Source organism: Pluralibacter sp. (genome assembly GCF_019237635.1).
Lineage (GTDB): Bacteria > Pseudomonadota > Gammaproteobacteria > Enterobacterales > Enterobacteriaceae > Enterobacter_B.
The window spans coordinates 1-15608 of the sequence record NZ_JAFAGS010000023.1 but is presented as its reverse complement, the minus strand read 5'-3'; the positions used below and the strand labels follow the sequence as shown (position 1 = coordinate 15608).

General features: G+C 56.4%; 17 protein-coding genes and 1 pseudogene. 9 read left to right on the top strand and 9 right to left on the bottom strand.

The features are described from left to right. The 6 genes and pseudogenes from JO226_RS03155 to JO226_RS03130 all read right to left on the bottom strand — a co-directional run. Positions 1-168 (bottom strand): annotated as a pseudogene (locus JO226_RS03155) (amino acid ABC transporter permease); the annotation flags it as partial. Positions 169-182: 14 nt separating this feature from the next. After that, the gene (gene dcyD / locus JO226_RS03150) at positions 183-1169 is read right to left on the bottom strand and encodes a D-cysteine desulfhydrase (protein ID WP_293489952.1); all 987 of its coding nucleotides are present in this window, start codon (positions 1167-1169) and stop codon (positions 183-185) included. Positions 1170-1259: 90 nt separating this feature from the next. Beyond that, positions 1260-2060, bottom strand: a complete 801-nt coding sequence (gene tcyJ, locus JO226_RS03145; RefSeq protein ID WP_293489951.1) for a cystine ABC transporter substrate-binding protein — start codon at positions 2058-2060, stop codon at positions 1260-1262. Positions 2061-2147: 87 nt separating this feature from the next. Then, a complete protein-coding gene (gene fliZ, locus JO226_RS03140) occupies positions 2148-2699 on the bottom strand; it encodes a flagella biosynthesis regulatory protein FliZ (RefSeq protein ID WP_293489950.1) in 552 nt (183 codons plus the stop codon). Between the two features lie 51 nt (positions 2700-2750). After that, on the bottom strand, positions 2751-3482 hold the full coding sequence (locus JO226_RS03135; protein ID WP_293489949.1) for an RNA polymerase sigma factor FliA: 732 nt from the start codon (positions 3480-3482) through the stop codon (positions 2751-2753). A 162-nt stretch (positions 3483-3644) separates the two neighbouring features. After that, positions 3645-4928 (bottom strand): FliC/FljB family flagellin, encoded by a 1284-nt coding sequence (locus tag JO226_RS03130; RefSeq protein ID WP_293489948.1) that lies wholly within the window; start codon positions 4926-4928, stop codon positions 3645-3647. A 268-nt stretch (positions 4929-5196) separates the two neighbouring features. On the opposite strand from JO226_RS03130, the gene fliD reads away from it, so the two are divergent. The 3 genes from fliD to fliT are packed head-to-tail and all read left to right on the top strand — an operon-like array spanning position 5197 to position 7410. Then, the gene (fliD, locus tag JO226_RS03125) at positions 5197-6603 is read left to right on the top strand and encodes a flagellar filament capping protein FliD (protein ID WP_293489947.1); all 1407 of its coding nucleotides are present in this window, start codon (positions 5197-5199) and stop codon (positions 6601-6603) included. An 18-nt stretch (positions 6604-6621) separates the two neighbouring features. Next, positions 6622-7032: a flagellar export chaperone FliS gene (fliS, locus tag JO226_RS03120; RefSeq protein WP_293489946.1), complete on the top strand. Its 411-nt coding sequence runs from the start codon at positions 6622-6624 to the stop codon at positions 7030-7032. Beyond that, entirely contained in the window at positions 7033-7410 is a 378-nt protein-coding gene (fliT, locus tag JO226_RS03115; RefSeq protein WP_293489945.1) for a flagella biosynthesis regulatory protein FliT, read from the top strand. Between the two features lie 43 nt (positions 7411-7453). On the opposite strand, the gene yedD is transcribed toward fliT, so the two are convergent. The 3 genes from yedD to fliE form a co-directional block, all read right to left on the bottom strand. Then, positions 7454-7867 carry a lipoprotein YedD gene (gene yedD, locus JO226_RS03110; protein WP_293489944.1) on the bottom strand — a complete coding sequence of 138 codons (414 nt, stop codon included), beginning with the start codon at positions 7865-7867 and terminating at the stop codon, positions 7454-7456. A gap of 106 nt (positions 7868-7973) precedes the next feature. After that, positions 7974-8423 carry a cell envelope integrity protein TolA gene (gene tolA, locus JO226_RS03105; RefSeq protein ID WP_293489943.1) on the bottom strand — a complete coding sequence of 150 codons (450 nt, stop codon included), beginning with the start codon at positions 8421-8423 and terminating at the stop codon, positions 7974-7976. Between the two features lie 150 nt (positions 8424-8573). Next, positions 8574-8885 carry a flagellar hook-basal body complex protein FliE gene (gene fliE / locus JO226_RS03100; RefSeq protein ID WP_293489942.1) on the bottom strand — a complete coding sequence of 104 codons (312 nt, stop codon included), beginning with the start codon at positions 8883-8885 and terminating at the stop codon, positions 8574-8576. 213 nt (positions 8886-9098) lie between these two features. Here fliE and fliF point away from each other — a divergent pair, with 213 nt between their 5' ends. The 6 genes from fliF to JO226_RS03070 are packed head-to-tail and all read left to right on the top strand — an operon-like array spanning position 9099 to position 15506. Continuing rightward, positions 9099-10769: a flagellar basal-body MS-ring/collar protein FliF gene (fliF, locus tag JO226_RS03095; RefSeq protein ID WP_293489941.1), complete on the top strand. Its 1671-nt coding sequence runs from the start codon at positions 9099-9101 to the stop codon at positions 10767-10769. Continuing rightward, positions 10762-11760 (top strand): flagellar motor switch protein FliG, encoded by a 999-nt coding sequence (gene fliG / locus JO226_RS03090; protein WP_013365807.1) that lies wholly within the window; start codon positions 10762-10764, stop codon positions 11758-11760. Before fliF ends, fliG begins: the two co-directional genes overlap by 8 nt. Continuing rightward, positions 11753-12460, top strand: a complete 708-nt coding sequence (gene fliH / locus JO226_RS03085) for a flagellar assembly protein FliH (RefSeq protein WP_293489940.1) — start codon at positions 11753-11755, stop codon at positions 12458-12460. The genes fliG and fliH overlap by 8 nt, the downstream gene beginning before the upstream one ends. Next, positions 12460-13830: a flagellar protein export ATPase FliI gene (gene fliI, locus JO226_RS03080; RefSeq protein WP_293489939.1), complete on the top strand. Its 1371-nt coding sequence runs from the start codon at positions 12460-12462 to the stop codon at positions 13828-13830. Before fliH ends, fliI begins: the two co-directional genes overlap by 1 nt. A gap of 21 nt (positions 13831-13851) precedes the next feature. After that, positions 13852-14295 (top strand): flagellar export protein FliJ, encoded by a 444-nt coding sequence (gene fliJ, locus JO226_RS03075; RefSeq protein ID WP_293489938.1) that lies wholly within the window; start codon positions 13852-13854, stop codon positions 14293-14295. Further along, positions 14292-15506: a flagellar hook-length control protein FliK gene (locus JO226_RS03070; protein ID WP_293489937.1), complete on the top strand. Its 1215-nt coding sequence runs from the start codon at positions 14292-14294 to the stop codon at positions 15504-15506. The genes fliJ and JO226_RS03070 overlap by 4 nt, the downstream gene beginning before the upstream one ends. The last annotated feature ends 102 nt before the right edge of the window (positions 15507-15608 follow it).

The window sequence follows — 15608 nt, the reverse complement described above, 5'->3', positions numbered from 1 at the left end:
ACGCGCCAGCCAGCGCACCGGCCAGACCGGCGACATGCGCATCAGCGCCAGCATAAAACCCAGCAGCAGGCCAAAGAACATCCCGCCGACACTGAGCTGCAGCGTAAATACCGCGCCTTTAAGCAGGTAAGGCGCGGATTCTAACATCAGGTGAATACTTTCGTGCATTATCGTGATTCTTATCAGACGTGAGGATGATAGGCGAACAGCGCAGGCGCCCCGCCGGTATGAACGAACAGGATCGGGCCATCATCCTTAAAGCGTTTCTGAGTGATACCGTCGATCAGCCCGGCCATCGCCTTACCGGTGTACACCGGGTCGAGCAGGATACCTTCAAGACTCGCCAACAGCTTCACCGCCTCCATCCCCTCGTCATTCGGCGTGCCGTAACCTGGGGCGAAATAGTCATCCCAAAGAACAATGTCCGCTTTCGCCTGCAACGCCAGGCTTTCCGCGACGGCCTGCTGTAGCGTGACCACCTTCGGCTTTTGCTCTGCAACCTTACGCGACACCGTGACGCCAATGAGCTCAACGTCCGGCATCAGTTGCTCCAGGCCGACCGCCAACCCCGCATGCGTCCCGGCGCTGCCGGAGGCCACCACGACGGAAGAGAGCGTCACCGCCCCCTCGCACTGTTGGGCGATTTCCAGCGCGCTTTCCACGTAGCCCAGCGCGCCAAGCGCGTTGGAGCCGCCGACCGGGATCACATACGGCCGGAACCCCTGCGCTTCAAGACGGGTCGCCAGCTCTTCCAGTTGACGATTCGGATCGCTCAGCGCGTCGCACATTTCCACTTTGGCATTCAGCAGGTCGAGCAGCAGGCGGTTGCCGTTGCTAAGATAGTTTTCCGCGTGGGTACCGATGGGGTTTTCCAGTAACGCGACGCAGTGCAGCCCCAGTTTCGCCGCCACCGCAGCCGTCTGGCGCACATGGTTAGACTGGATAGCCCCCGCAGTGACCAGAGTATCAGCGCCTTCGCGCAGCGCGTCCGCCGCCAGGAATTCCAGTTTGCGCAGCTTATTGCCGCCCATCGCCATAGGCGTGACGTCGTCACGTTTAATAAAAATATCGCGGCCAAGATAGTCGGACAGGCGCGGCAGGTACTCCAGCGGCGTCGGTGCGCCAATAAATTCAAGGCGAGGAAAGCGAGTGAGATTTTGCAGTGACATAACACCTCCTGATTTTCTTTTTATTATGCACGCAGTTGCCGATGAAATAAAAAAAGGCGCTGTCATAGCGCCTTTTTTAAGCAACAGAGCTTAGTGCGTCACATCGGCACCGAACCATTTTTCAGACAGCGCCTTCAGGCTGCCGTCTTTTTGCATTTCAGCAATGGCATTATCGATAGCTTTCAGTAGATCCTCATTGCCTTTACGCAGCGCAATGCCGGACTCCTGACGAGAGAACGCATCACCGGTTACCGCCAGCGTGTCATTGGTTTTCTTCACCAGATCCAGCGCGGCCAGGCGATCAACCAGAATGGCGTCGATACGGCCAACGCGCAGATCCTGATATTTCGTCGGATCATCATCATAGGTGCGAATATCGACACCCTGTACGTTTTTGCGCAGCCACTCTTCATAGTTGGTTCCGAGGCCAACCCCGACTTTTTTACCCTTCAGATCAGCCGCCGTTTTTATGGTCCCCTCATTTCCTTTTTTCACCAGCGCCTGAATACCGGAAATTGTGTACGGCGTAGAGAAATCATATTTCTTTTTACGCTCGTCGGAGATGGTCACCTGGTTAATCACCACGTCGATACGTTTGGAGTCCAGCGACGCCAGCATGCCATCCCATTTCGTCGGCTTCAGGTCAGCCTTCACGCCGAGGTGCTTCGCCAGTTCGTTGGCAAACTCCACTTCAAAACCGGTGAGTTTGCCGTCATCCCCCTGGAAACTAAACGGCGGGTAGGTCCCTTCCAGGCCAACGCGCAAAGAACCGCGTTCTTTCACCTGATTTAACAGATTTTCTGCTGCAAATGTTTTTGCGCTGACGCCCGCCATTAACGCAACGGCCATGACGCCCATCAGCGCCTGACGGCCCAGAAGTGCTAGTTTCATAGTTACCCCGAATATTTGAAATTTCTTTGTAGTGTAAGGTGGTTAACCGAAACGGTAAAACACCCGTGCGCTACATCTTATTCCAATTTAATATATATCAGAGGTTGCCGCATACGCGAACTTCTGCTCGCCGCAAATCAGGTGCAAACGCTGAAATTGCGCATATTTGCGTAGCGCTATGCGATAGTTATTGGTGCTGGTCGACGGCAGCCATGGGGCCAGCGCGTCGTCAAGCTCGCCATCATTGAGCAAATCGCGGTCTATTCTCAGCTCGGAAAGGTGATTGCCAAGGCGGCGCAGACGCACGACATACTCGCGCACCGTTCCCGGGCTCATATCCGTTTGTTCGAAGAGATACTGCTTGAAGCCGATGATATCGAAGAAGTCGCTCTGCTCCTTGCAGTGGAGATCGCCGCAAAAACGACACAGCGCCACCCACGCCTTACGCTCCTGTTGCCAGGCTGCATCATCAATCAGCGTATCAAGGCGCGAGATAGCAATTTTATTGACGATTTCACCGCGGTGAACCAGCGTGATGCGGTCGAGCAGCTTATGGCAGTGAGCGCAATGCGTCTGGCTGTGTTTAAAGTCTTTAAGGTAGCGGCTTAGTGGCCGTCTTTTTACGTGCTGCACCGTCATGATAACTCCTGGTTGTCAATGCATGTGCGGCATCTACCCAGGAGAGGACAACTAGTCGCCCGCCTGGTACCTACCCAGTTTTGTTCGCAAACGTTTAATGGCCTGGCTGTGTAGCTGACTGACCCTCGACTCTCCCACGTCCAGCACGGCGCCAATCTCTTTAAGATTGAGCTCCTCCTGGTAGTAAAGCGTCAGAACCAGCTGTTCGCGCTCCGGTAAGGCTTCAATCGCCTCAATCACGCGCTGGCGCAAATTGCTCTCCATCAACTGATAGAGCGGATTTTCCTGCTGATTTTCCTCAGTCACCAGCTCGATACTGTCGCCGTGTTCTTCTCGCCATTCGTCATAGGAGAAAAGCTGGCTGTTATTCGTATCCAGCAGCATCTGACGATACTCTTCAACAGCAATACCGAGCCGCTGCGCGACTTCAGTTTCCGTCGCGTTACGCCCCAGCTCCTGTTCCAGTTGCCCCATCGCCTGCGCCACTTCGCGGGCATTGCGTCGAACGCTGCGCGGCACCCAGTCGCGGCTGCGCAGTTCGTCCAGCATGGCCCCACGTATGCGTTGTACTGCGTAGGTGGTAAACGCCGTTCCTTGCAGAGCATCGTAGCGTTCAACGGCATTCAATAACCCGATGCCGCCTGCCTGAAGCAGATCGTCCAGTTCCACGCTCGCCGGCAACCGCACCTGAAGGCGCAATGCTTCATGGCGTACCAGAGGTACATAACGCTGCCACAGCGAGTGTTTATCCATTACACCTTCAGCGGTATACAGTGAATTCACGATAAACAGCCCTGCATTAATTGAGTTATCGGCATGATTATCCGTTTCTGCAGGGGTTTTAATCGACGGAATAGTGGCTAAAAGGAGGGGTTATTTGCACAGTTAAGTGAAACTCGGGATCAAAAAAACCCCGCGACGCGGGGTTTGCGATACAGCTCAGGATTAGCCCTGCAGCAGAGACAGAACCTGCTGAGGAACCTGGTTTGCTTTGGACAGCACGGAGTTACCGGCCTGCTGGATGATCTGCGCTTTAGACATATTGGACACTTCGGTCGCATAGTCGGCGTCCTGAATACGGGACTGCGCTTCAGACAGGTTGGTGGTGGTGTTGTTCAGGTTGGTGATAGCAGAATCCAGACGGTTCTGTACCGCACCCAGAGAAGAACGGAATTTGTCTACCTGAGCAATGGCTTTGTCCAGCAGAGCCAGCGGGTTGGCAGAAGAGGTGCCTTTGTTGATGTTGGCGTTCGCCGGGTCAGCAATGTCACCGATGGCAGAAGGAACTGCCGTAGTACCCGTTGCGCCACCGTTAGCCAGTGCGCCAGCAGCGGTGTTGAAGTTCTGACCCTGAACGGTGACGAAACCGACGGCGTTGCCGTTAGCATCCGCACCCACTTTCACCAGTTGACCCGCCATAGAGCCAGCAGTTACGCCGTTTTTGGTGTCGGTATAGGTGATATCGGTGGTGTTCAGGCTGACGTTGCCAGTGGCATCGTCAATAGAAACCGCGTAGTTATCGGAACCGGAAGACACCACGTAGTTCGCGGTGGCGGCACCGGTAGAATCCTGTACGTTGTGCAGCGTCAGGGTGCTGGCATCAACGCCCAGTTTAGTCGCGACAGTGCTGAGGTTAACATCTTTCAGCGCGCCGCTCGCGCCAACCTGAGAAATAGAATCGCTCAGTTTCAGTGCGTTGCCAGAGACGGAGAAACCGTTCAGACCCAGAGTAGAAGAGTCGATTTTCTGCAGGTCGATATCGATGGTCTGGCCGTCGTTCGCGCCAACCTGGATAGACATAGAGCCGTTTTTCGCCAGTACGTTCACGCCGTTGAACTGAGTCTGACCGGATACGCGGTCGATTTCAGACAGACGGGATTTGATTTCGTCCTGGATAGAAGACAGGTCAGAGCTGGAGTTGGTGCCGGTCTGAGACTGAACGGTCAGTTCACGGATACGCTGCAGGTTGTTGTTGATTTCAGACAGCGCGCCTTCAGTGGTCTGCGCCAGGGAGATACCGTCGTTAGCGTTACGCGCAGCCTGAGTCAGGCCCTTGATGTTAGAGGTGAAGCGGTTAGCAATCGCCTGACCTGCGGCGTCATCTTTTGCGCTGTTGATGCGCAGACCAGAAGACAGACGCTCAATGGAAGTCGCCAGAGCAGACTGGTTTTTGTTGATATTATTCTGAGTGATCAGCGAAAGGCTGTTGGTATTAATGACTTGTGCCATGATTACGTTTCCTGTGTTTCAAGTCTGTGATTACGATTTGGGCTTCCACCCGTCGGCTCAATCGCCGTCAGTGTGGTTATCGTCGTCACCAGGACAACCTTTAGAATTTTTTTCGTAATCCCCCAAATATTTTTTTAGCCGCAGAAATACTCTTTTCTCCTGCCTTTATTCCCACCATTAAAAAAACTAAATTAAACGTAAACTTTACGACATTCAGGCCGATAACCCCGGTGTTCATTTTACGTGTCGATACATTTAAGGAATAGATATGGCCAGTATTTCTACACTCGGGGTTGGTTCGGGCCTGGATTTAAGCACCATCCTGAGCAATCTGGAAACCGCAGAGAAAGCGCAGTTGAAGCCCATCTCCAACCAGCAGTCATCCTACACCGCAAAGCTGAGTGGATACGGCACGTTAAAGAATGCACTGACCGCGTTCCAGACCACCAACACCGCGCTGAACAGCGCCGATCTGTTCACCGCCACGACCACAGCCAGCTCGACCACTGCGTTTAGCGCCACCACTACCGGCAACGCTATCCCGGGGAAATACACAATTGCCGTATCGCAATTGGCCCAGGCGCAAACCCTGACCACCGCACAAACACAAAGCGACACTAAAACGGCGATCGCCAGCGGCGATAGCGTAATAACTATCCAGCAGGGCGGCGGTAAAGATCCGGTCAACATTAATCTGAGCGCAGCCAACTCCTCGCTGACCGGTATTCGCGATGCTATCAACAACGCCAAAGCGGGCGTTAGCGCCAGTATCATCAACGTCGGTAACGGTCAGTATCGTCTGTCTGTCACCGCTAACGACACCGGCGCCGATAACGCCATGAGCATCAGCGTCAGCGGCGACAGCGCGCTGCAGAGCTTTATGGGCTATGACAAAACCGCAGGCACCAACGGTATGACGGAAAGCGTCACGGCGCAGAACGCGAAACTGACGGTCAACAATATTCCAATTGAGAACGACAGCAACACCATCAGCAATGCTCTGGAAGACATCACGCTGAACCTGAACGATGTCACCACCGGCAACCAGACGCTGAACATTACAAAAGATACCTCTAAGGCTGAGAAAGCGATTAACGACTGGGTCACCGCCTATAACGCGTTGCAGGACACCTTTGCTTCTCTGACCAAATACACCGCCGTCGATCCGGGCTCGGATTCGCAGGACTCCAGCAACGGCGCCCTGCTAGGCGACACGACGCTGCGCACCATCCAGACGCAGTTAAAGAGCATGCTCAGCAACTCGCTCAGCACCTCGTCTTTCAAAACACTGGCCCAGATTGGCGTTACCACGGATCCGGGCACCGGTAAACTCAACGTCGACAGTACAAAACTTCAGGCGGCGTTGAAAAAAGATCCTGACGGTATTGGGCAAATGCTGGTTGGCGACGGTAAAAAAACCGGGATGACCACAACCATTGCCACCAACCTGACCAGTTGGCTGTCTAAAACCGGCATTATCCAGGCCGCAACAGATGGCGTCAGCAAGACGCTGAACACCCTGACACAGCAGTATAACGATGCCAGTACGCGCATTGACAATATGATGGCGCGTTATAAAGCCCAGTTCACGCAACTGGACGTGCTGATGAACTCGCTGAACTCCACCAGCAGCTACCTGACTCAGCAGTTCACAACGTCCACCAGCAAAAGCTAATCACGCTTAGGAGAGACCATGTACGGCGCAAAAGGCACACAGGCCTACGCAAAAATTGGAGTAGAAAGCGCGGTGATGAGTGCCAGCCAACAGCAATTAGTCACTATGCTGTTTGATGGCGCGCTCAGCGCTCTTGTGCGCGCACGCCTGTTTATGCAGGACAGTAATACAGAGGGAAAAGGCCTTTCCCTCTCTAAGGCTATCAATATTATTGAGAATGGTCTCAAGGTCGGACTGGATGATAAAAGCGATGATGAGCTTACGCAAAACATGATCGCACTTTATTCCTATATGGTCAGGCGCCTTTTGCACGCTAATCTGCGTAATGATGTTTCCGCTATTGAGGAAGTTGAGCATCTTCTGCGTAATATTGCTGATGCATGGAAGGAAGTTGCCAACACGCCCAATTTTATTCAGGACGCCATTTAAATGAGTAATGCACCGCATCTGTATACCACTTATCAGCAGTTACTCGAGCAAAGCAATGTTATGCTGCGGCTTGCCTCTGAAGGGCTATGGGATGAATTGATCGCCTGCGAAATGGATTACGTCAATGCGGTGCAAAAGGTAGTTCAACTCACACAAGAGGATGCGTCGTTATCCCAGACTCAGGAGCAACTTCGCCCGGTGTTACGGCAAATTCTTGATAACGAAAGCGAGATAAAGCGTTTACTACAGGCACGTATGGATGAACTGGCGCAACTTGTCGGGCAATCGTCGATTCAAAAATCGGTGCTAACCGCTTACGGCAAACAGGGTGGTCATGTGCTGGTGCCGCAGGATAGTCTTGATGCGCCCGGTACCTGAGCGCGAGGAAGCCCCGGCACGTCTGTGCTGCCGGGGTTTTTGCTTATTTCCCTGAACGTCCTAATGGGTGCTTTTTCAGATAGTCCGCACACTCCTGCGTTGGGCTCTCCACACGCTTGAGGGTCATACGGTCGTAGCTAATCCGATCGCCATCGCGCTCAATCAAATAGAGATCACGCTTTTCGGTCACGTTATAAAAATCGTCTTTGTTCATCATCAGCTTGCCCGGCACCGCCAGCACGCTAACCCACTGGCGACAGTCCAGCGTATCCCCGTCTTTGGTAACCACCAGCGTGGCGATGGCCTTCGGGCTCACCATGGCGTTTTGCGGTCCTTCGGACTGCCAGACGCCGCTTAAGCCAGCAGGCGCGGGATGTTTTACCACATCCTTATAGTTATCCACCTGAACACAGCCGGTCAGCGCGAGCAGTGCGCCGATAATTGCAATTTTTTTCATCACTCATCCTGCAAAAACGGAGAAAAAAATATTGTGGCATTAACGGATTAACTCCGCCAGCCTTTCTCCCTGGAGCGCGGCTTAAAGGTCAACGCACAAAGGTACGTTATGGTGTAAAATCCAGCGCTACGTTTTTAAATATCTTGTACGTCTGTTCGTCAGGAACAGGGGGGAATGTCGAGAGTTGTACCGCAATAACAGCGGCCTTGCAGAGCTTCGGATCGCCCCCAGTTGTTTTCACGCTATTCACGGTGCCATTTCGTTCCATCGATAACTGGAGATAACACACTTTTCCCCGATAACGTTTTACGTCAAAAAAGTGTTTTTCCACTTCCGCCTTCACCGCCGAGGCATAAGACAACACAGCAGGCGGTAAAGCCCCATGCGACGTTTCCCCAGCATGCCGACCACGATCGGGGGCTGATGCTTTTACGTCGCCATGATTCTTAGACAGACCAGTACATCCGGATACCAGGCAGATTGCTATCAAAATTATCTTTTTCATTATTGTCTTAATTCCGTTCGGCAAAGAAAGGATATCCTCTTCGTCCGTCATGTAATCTGCAAGATTAATTTCAGTGTACAGAAGGGAAAATTATCCACGAGAGCAGGAAAGGAACATCAGACAATACACAACGCGTAATAACATCGTTATCACGCGTACAGGAATAACTCGCTGTGTTATTCGATGGGAATACGTCCTTATCTACACCTGCATGGACATCATTTCCTGGTACGCGCTCACCAGCTTATTGCGCACCTGAATACCGAGTTGCAAAGACACGGATGATTTTTGCAGGTCGGTCATCACATCGTTCAGCGCGACACCCGGTTCGCCAAGGGCGAATTTTTCTGCCTGCGCGCGAGCGCTGTTCTGCGTTTCGCTGATGTTACTGAGCGCCGCATTCAACTGACCGGCGAAACTGATGCCCGGCTGTTCATCAACCTGCTGATTGCGCGCGACGCTGGCCGCCGCCTGCATCTGCGTCAGTACCCCTTCGATACCCTGAATTGCCATGTTAATCCCCTGATGTGTTACATGGAGGAGAGACTACCAGTTTGTCAATAAGATAAAGGCGCTAATTAAAGGTAAAAAATCTGGCTATTTGACCCATAGAAAATCCCCGAACCACAAATAATGGCATGGCTATCAGTTTAAGTTTGCCGACCGGGAGTCTGCCTTGTTTTTGTACACGTTTAACGCCATCGGCCAGGATTTACGAGGTGCGCAATGAGCGCCACAGCTACGACCACGCCACAAACAAACATGCCAGAGTGGGTCAGTCGCCTGCGCGCGAACCCGAAAATTCCGCTGATGGTGGCCAGCGCGGCTGCCGTCGCCATTATCGTTGCACTCGTGCTGTGGGCGAAAAGCCCGGACTATCGCACCCTGTTCAGCAACCTTTCCGACCAGGACGGCGGCGCTATCGTCACCCAACTGCAACAGATGAACATCCCCTACCGCTTCGCGGACAACGGCGGCGCTATTGAGGTTCCGGCGGATAAAGTCCACGAACTGCGCCTGCGCCTTGCCCAGCAGGGGCTGCCGAAAGGCGGTGCCGTCGGCTTTGAGCTGCTTGACCAGGAAAAATTCGGCATCAGCCAGTTCAGCGAGCAGGTTAACTATCAGCGCGCCCTTGAAGGCGAACTGGCGCGCACCATTGAAACGCTGGGGCCGGTGAAAGGCGCCCGCGTTCACCTGGCGATGCCAAAACCCTCGCTGTTTGTACGTGAGCAAAAGCTGCCCTCCGCCTCCGTCACCTTAAATCTTGAACCTGGCCGCGCGCTTGACGAAGGGCAAATCGCCGCCGTGGTGCATCTGGTGTCCAGCGCCGTCGCAGGCCTGCCGCCGGGCAACGTGACGCTGGTCGATCAGGCCGGTCATCTGCTGACGCAATCCAATACCGGCGCCCGTGACCTGAACGACGCCCAACTGAAATACGCCGCCGATGTCGAAGGCCGCATCCAGCGTCGCATCGAAACCATCCTGTCGCCTGTTGTCGGCAACGGTAACGTGCACGCGCAGGTCACCGCGCAGATCAATTTTGACAATAAAGAGCAGACCGAAGAGCAGTATCGTCCGAACGGCGACAGCAGCCAGGCCGTGTTGCGCTCCCGTCAGGTGAATGAAAGCGAGCAGACAGGCAGCCCGTATCCGGGCGGCGTGCCAGGCGCGCTCTCCAACTCACCGGCGCCGATGCCGAGCGCGCCAATCACTACCCCGCCGGCAAACCAGAACAACGGTCAACAGCAGACCACCAACACGACGAACACTGCGGGTCCGCGCAATACGTCGCGCAACGAAACCAGCAACTACGAAGTCGACCGCACCATTCGTCATATTAAAATGAACGTCGGCGATGTACAGCGCCTGTCGGTCGCCGTGGTCGTGAACTATAAAAACCTGCCGGACGGTAAGCCGCTGCCGCTGACCACCGACCAGATGAAGCAAATTGAGGATCTGACCCGCGAAGCCATGGGCTACTCAGATAAGCGTGGCGATACCCTCAACGTGGTCAACTCCCAGTTTACCGCGGGCGACGAAACCGGCGGCGAACTGCCGTTCTGGAAACAGCAGTTCTTTATCGACCAGTTGATGTCCGCAGGGCGCTGGCTGTTGGTGCTGATTGTCGCCTGGCTGCTGTGGCGCAAAGCGATACGTCCGCAGCTGACGCGCCGTCAGGAAGAGGCCAAAGTCGCTCAGGAAGAGGCGCGCATTCAGCGTGAAATGGCCGATGCGGTGGAAGTTCGTCTCAGCAAAGATGAACAGCATCAGCAGCGCCGCACCAACCAGCGCCTGAGCGCTGAGGTGATGAGCCAACGTATTCGCGAAATGTCAGATAACGATCCGCGCGTCGTCGCGCTGGTCATTCGCCAGTGGATGAGTAACGACCATGAGTAATACCCTAAGCGGAACGGATAAAAGCGTCATCCTGCTGATGACCATCGGCGAAGACCGCGCGGCGGAGGTGTTTAAACACCTCAACAGCCGCGAAGTGCAGACCCTGAGCGCGGCCATGGCCAACGTGCGGCAGATATCGAATAAGCAGTTGACCGACGTACTGGCCGAGTTCGAACAGGAAGCCGAACAGTACGCTGCGCTCAACGTCAACGCCAACGAATACCTGCGTTCGGTGCTGGTCAAAGCGCTGGGCGAAGAGCGCGCCTCAAGCCTGCTGGAGGATATTCTCGAAACCCGTGAAACCACCAGCGGGATCGAAACGCTCAACTTTATGGAGCCACAGAGCGCCGCCGACCTTATTCGCGACGAGCATCCGCAGATCATCGCCACCATCCTGGTTCACCTTAAGCGTGGCCAGGCGGCGGATATACTGGCGCTGTTCGACGAGCGTCTGCGCCACGACGTGATGCTGCGTATCGCCACCTTCGGCGGCGTACAGCCAGCCGCGCTGGCGGAGCTGACCGAAGTGCTCAACAACCTGCTCGACGGCCAGAACCTCAAGCGCAGCAAAATGGGCGGCGTGAGAACCGCAGCCGAAATTATCAACCTGATGAAAACGCAGCAGGAAGAAGCGGTTATCACCGCCGTGCGCGAATTCGACGGCGAGCTGGCGCAGAAAATTATCGACGAAATGTTCCTGTTCGAGAACCTGGTCGAAGTCGACGATCGCAGCATCCAGCGCCTGTTGCAGGAAGTGGATTCCGAATCGCTGCTCATCGCCCTCAAAGGCGCCGAACAACCGCTGCGCGAGAAGTTCCTGCGCAACATGTCCCAGCGTGCGGCGGATATCCTGCGCGACGACCTGGCCAACCGTGGACCGGTACGCCTGTCGCAAGTGGAAAACGAACAGAAAGCGATCCTGCTTATTGTGCGTCGCCTGGCAGAGACCGGCGAGATGGTCATCGGCAGCGGAGACGATACCTATGTCTGATACCACGCCGTGGAAAGTCTGGCAGCCTGACGATCTGGCCCCCCCTGCCCAGGCGTTTGCGCCGCTCTACAGCGAGCACGAACCCGAGGTAGAGAGTGCAGAGGAAAATGCCCTTTCCGAAGAGCAAAAGCGACAGCAACAGCTGGCGCAGCTGCAGATGCAGGCCCACGAGCAGGGGTATAACGCCGGTATGAGTGAAGGGCGGACCGCCGGTCACGCCCAGGGCTATCAGGAAGGTCTGGCGCAGGGGCAAGAGCAAGGCGTCGCCCAGGCACAGCTTCAGCAGGCGCCGATTCACGCCCGCATGCAGCAGCTGGTCAGCGAGTTTCAGTACACTCTTGACGCGCTGGACAGCGTTATCGCCTCGCGTCTGATGCAGATGGCGCTGGAGGCCGCGCGTCAGGTGATCGGCCATGCCCCGACAGTGGACAACAGCGCCCTCATAAAACAAATCCAGGCGCTGCTGCAACAGGAACCGCTGTTTAGCGGAAAACCGCAGCTGCGCGTACATCCTGACGATTTGCAGCGTGTTGAAGAGATGCTCGGCGCCACCCTCAGCCTGCACGGCTGGCGGCTGCGCGGCGACCCGACGCTGCATCCTGGCGGTTGCAAAGTCTCCGCGGATGAAGGCGACCTTGACGCCAGCGTCGCCACCCGCTGGCAGGAGCTGTGCCGTCTGGCCGCTCCGGGAGTGGTGTAATGACCGCCCGACTGACCCGCTGGCTTACCGCCCTTGATAATTTCGAGACCAAAATGACGCAGTTGCCCTCGGTTCGCCGCTACGGCCGCCTGACGCGCGCCACCGGGCTGGTACTCGAAGCCACCGGGCTGCAGCTGCCGCTGGGCGCCACCTGCATTATCGAGCGGCTGGAAAATGGCGACGTTCGCGAAGTCGAGAGCGAAGTCGTCGGGTTTAACGGCCACCGCCTGTTCCTGATGCCGCTTGAAGAGGTGGAGGGTATCCTGCCCGGCGCGCGCGTGTATGCGCGAAACGCCGCCGGGGACGGTTTGCAGAGCGGAAAACAGCTGCCGCTCGGTCCGGCGCTGCTCGGCCGTGTGCTTGACGGCGGCGGTAAGCCGCTGGACGGTCTTCCGGCACCAGACACCACCGAGACCGGGGCGCTGATCACGCCGCCGTTCAACCCTCTACAGCGCACCGCCATCGAACATGTTCTTGATACCGGCGTGCGCCCGATAAACGCCCTGCTCACCGTCGGGCGCGGTCAGCGTATGGGGCTGTTCGCCGGTTCCGGCGTTGGTAAAAGCGTCCTGCTCGGCATGATGGCGCGCTACACCCAGGCCGATGTGATCGTCGTGGGCCTGATTGGCGAGCGAGGCCGCGAAGTCAAAGACTTTATCGAGAACATTCTCGGCGCCGACGGACGCGCGCGGTCAGTGGTGATTGCCGCACCGGCGGACGTGTCGCCGCTGCTGCGCATGCAAGGCGCCGCTTACGCGACCCGTATCGCAGAAGATTTTCGCGACCGGGGCCAGCATGTGCTGCTGATTATGGATTCCCTGACCCGCTACGCCATGGCGCAGCGGGAGATAGCGCTGGCGATCGGCGAACCGCCCGCGACCAAAGGTTATCCCCCGTCGGTATTCGCCAAGCTGCCCGCGCTGGTGGAGCGTGCGGGCAATGGCATCTCCGGCGGCGGCTCAATCACCGCGTTCTATACCGTCCTCACGGAAGGCGACGATCAGCAGGACCCGATTGCTGACTCCGCGCGCGCTATCCTCGATGGGCACATCGTCCTCTCCCGCCGCCTTGCGGAGGCCGGGCACTACCCGGCTATTGATATCGAGGCGTCTATCAGCCGCGCGATGACGGCGCTTATTACCGAGCAGCACTACGCCCGGGTCCGTAACGTTAAACAACTTCTCTCCAGCTTCCAGCGTAACCGTGACCTGGTCAGCGTCGGCGCCTATGCCAAAGGCAGCGATCCGATGCTCGATAAAGCCATCGCGTTATGGCCGCAGCTGGAGGCGTTTTTGCAACAGGGTATTTTTGAAAAAGCAGACTGGGACGATTCGCTACAGGCACTGGAGCTCATCTTCCCGTCAGTCTGATAAAGCAGGAGAGCGACCATCATGGCGCAACATGGCGCATTAACTACGCTAAAAGAACTGGCGGAAAAAGAGGTCGAAAACGCGGCCCTGACGCTCGGAGAGATGCGGCGAGGCTGCCAGCAAGCGGAAGAACAGTTGAAAATGCTGATGGATTACCAGCTTGAATATCAAAACAACCTGAACAGCGACATGACCCAGGGAATTGCCAGCCTGCGCTGGCATAACTACCAGCAGTTTATTCAGACCCTGGAGAAAGCCATTGAACAACATCGCCAGCAGTTAGCGCAGTGGAGCGGCAAAGTCGACATGGCGCTCAACGTCTGGCGCGAGAAAAAACAGCGTTTGCAGGCATGGCAAACGCTCCAGGACAGACAGGCCGCCGCCGTGCTGCTGGCGGAAAACCGTCTCGACCAAAAGAAAATGGATGAGTTTGCCCAGCGAGCAACCTTAAGGAAACCCGAATGATCACTCTGCCGAAACTTGCTGTCAGCGATACCGATCTTACCGCCTCCGGGCTGACGGCAAAAGCCGACAACGGCGCGCAGGATTTTCTCGCCCTGCTGACCGGCGCGCTGTCCGGCCCTGCGGCCACCACCAAAGACGGCAACCCCGCGCTGTCGCTGGCCGACCTGCGGGAAGCCAGCCGCCAGTTGCCGCAGGGAGACATCAAAAACACCCTCAACCAACTCCTCGCACAGCAGAGCGCCGACGGCAGCCAGCAGGTTGACCTTACCGCGCCGGGCGATGCGCAGACGCTGCTGAGCCAGCTGCCTGTCGGCGTTAAAGGCGATGTGGTGAAACAGCTGAACAAAATGGCCGCCAAAGAGGACGACACGCCGACGCTGAGCAACGAAGAGCTGGCCGGTCTGAGCGCGTTGATGGCGATGCTACCGCATGCCGCGACTGCCGCCACCGCGCCCGCAGCCATGACGCCAGGTACCGCCAACGCCATACAAACCGCCTCGGCCGCAGGCCTGGCCTCCTCGGCCATCACCACCGCGCCGCTCGGGCAGCCTGGCGATGAAAAAACGCTGCCGTTTGCGCATGTCGGCGCCGATAAGGGCCAGACCGCGACCCCTGGCGCGACGCTGGAGGCAACCACGCCGCTGGTCGCCGCTGCCGCGGCGAAAGCGGATAGCGACAGCAGGCTATCCCCCGCAGCGCCTGCGATGACGCCCACGCCGGTCATCAGCAACGCCACGGCCAGTATCAACACCCACCCGGTGGTGACGGTGAACGCTCAGCTCGGCACACCGGAATGGCAGCAGAACGTCAGCCAGCACATCACGCTGTTTACCCGCCAGGGCCAGCAGACCGCTGAACTGAAGCTGCACCCGGAACATCTGGGTCAGGTGAACATCACGCTGAAGCTGGATGACAACCAGGCTCAGTTGCAGATGGTATCGCCGCACAGCCACGTCCGCGCCGCGCTGGAAGCCGCGCTGCCGGTACTGCGCACCCAACTGGCCGATAACGGTATTCAACTCACGCAGAGCAACATCAGCGGCGACGGCTTTGCCGGTCAGCAGCAGCAGTCCTCCGCCTTCGGCCAGCAACCATCTCACCGTTCCGCTGAAGGCAGCGCATTTAATGCCGATGATGAAGAGGTGTTAAACGTTCCGGCCTCGTTGCAGTCGGCCGCGCGCGGCAATGGCGTCGTCGACATCTTCGCCTAACGCCAGAGGTAGCATGATAATCCCCGTCTTTTCCACGCTTTGACCAGCACCTAAGACGGGATAATCATCCGATAAGCTGTACCGAAACAGCGATACCGAAAA

What these genes read in the sequence shown, in the direction of transcription:
- dcyD (WP_293489952.1), bottom strand. Translation starts at nt 1,169, where the DNA reads ATGTCACTGCAAAATCTCACTCGCTTTCCTCGCCTTGAATTTATTGGC.
- tcyJ (WP_293489951.1), bottom strand. Translation starts at nt 2,060, where the DNA reads ATGAAACTAGCACTTCTGGGCCGTCAGGCGCTGATGGGCGTCATGGCC.
- fliZ (WP_293489950.1), bottom strand. Translation starts at nt 2,699, where the DNA reads ATGACGGTGCAGCACGTAAAAAGACGGCCACTAAGCCGCTACCTTAAA.
- JO226_RS03130 (WP_293489948.1), bottom strand. Translation starts at nt 4,928, where the DNA reads ATGGCACAAGTCATTAATACCAACAGCCTTTCGCTGATCACTCAGAAT.
- fliD (WP_293489947.1), top strand. Translation starts at nt 5,197, where the DNA reads ATGGCCAGTATTTCTACACTCGGGGTTGGTTCGGGCCTGGATTTAAGC.
- fliS (WP_293489946.1), top strand. Translation starts at nt 6,622, where the DNA reads ATGTACGGCGCAAAAGGCACACAGGCCTACGCAAAAATTGGAGTAGAA.
- fliT (WP_293489945.1), top strand. Translation starts at nt 7,033, where the DNA reads ATGAGTAATGCACCGCATCTGTATACCACTTATCAGCAGTTACTCGAG.
- yedD (WP_293489944.1), bottom strand. Translation starts at nt 7,867, where the DNA reads ATGAAAAAAATTGCAATTATCGGCGCACTGCTCGCGCTGACCGGCTGT.
- tolA (WP_293489943.1), bottom strand. Translation starts at nt 8,423, where the DNA reads ATGACGGACGAAGAGGATATCCTTTCTTTGCCGAACGGAATTAAGACA.
- fliE (WP_293489942.1), bottom strand. Translation starts at nt 8,885, where the DNA reads ATGGCAATTCAGGGTATCGAAGGGGTACTGACGCAGATGCAGGCGGCG.
- fliF (WP_293489941.1), top strand. Translation starts at nt 9,099, where the DNA reads ATGAGCGCCACAGCTACGACCACGCCACAAACAAACATGCCAGAGTGG.
- fliG (WP_013365807.1), top strand. Translation starts at nt 10,762, where the DNA reads ATGAGTAATACCCTAAGCGGAACGGATAAAAGCGTCATCCTGCTGATG.
- fliH (WP_293489940.1), top strand. Translation starts at nt 11,753, where the DNA reads ATGTCTGATACCACGCCGTGGAAAGTCTGGCAGCCTGACGATCTGGCC.
- fliI (WP_293489939.1), top strand. Translation starts at nt 12,460, where the DNA reads ATGACCGCCCGACTGACCCGCTGGCTTACCGCCCTTGATAATTTCGAG.
- fliJ (WP_293489938.1), top strand. Translation starts at nt 13,852, where the DNA reads ATGGCGCAACATGGCGCATTAACTACGCTAAAAGAACTGGCGGAAAAA.
- JO226_RS03070 (WP_293489937.1), top strand. Translation starts at nt 14,292, where the DNA reads ATGATCACTCTGCCGAAACTTGCTGTCAGCGATACCGATCTTACCGCC.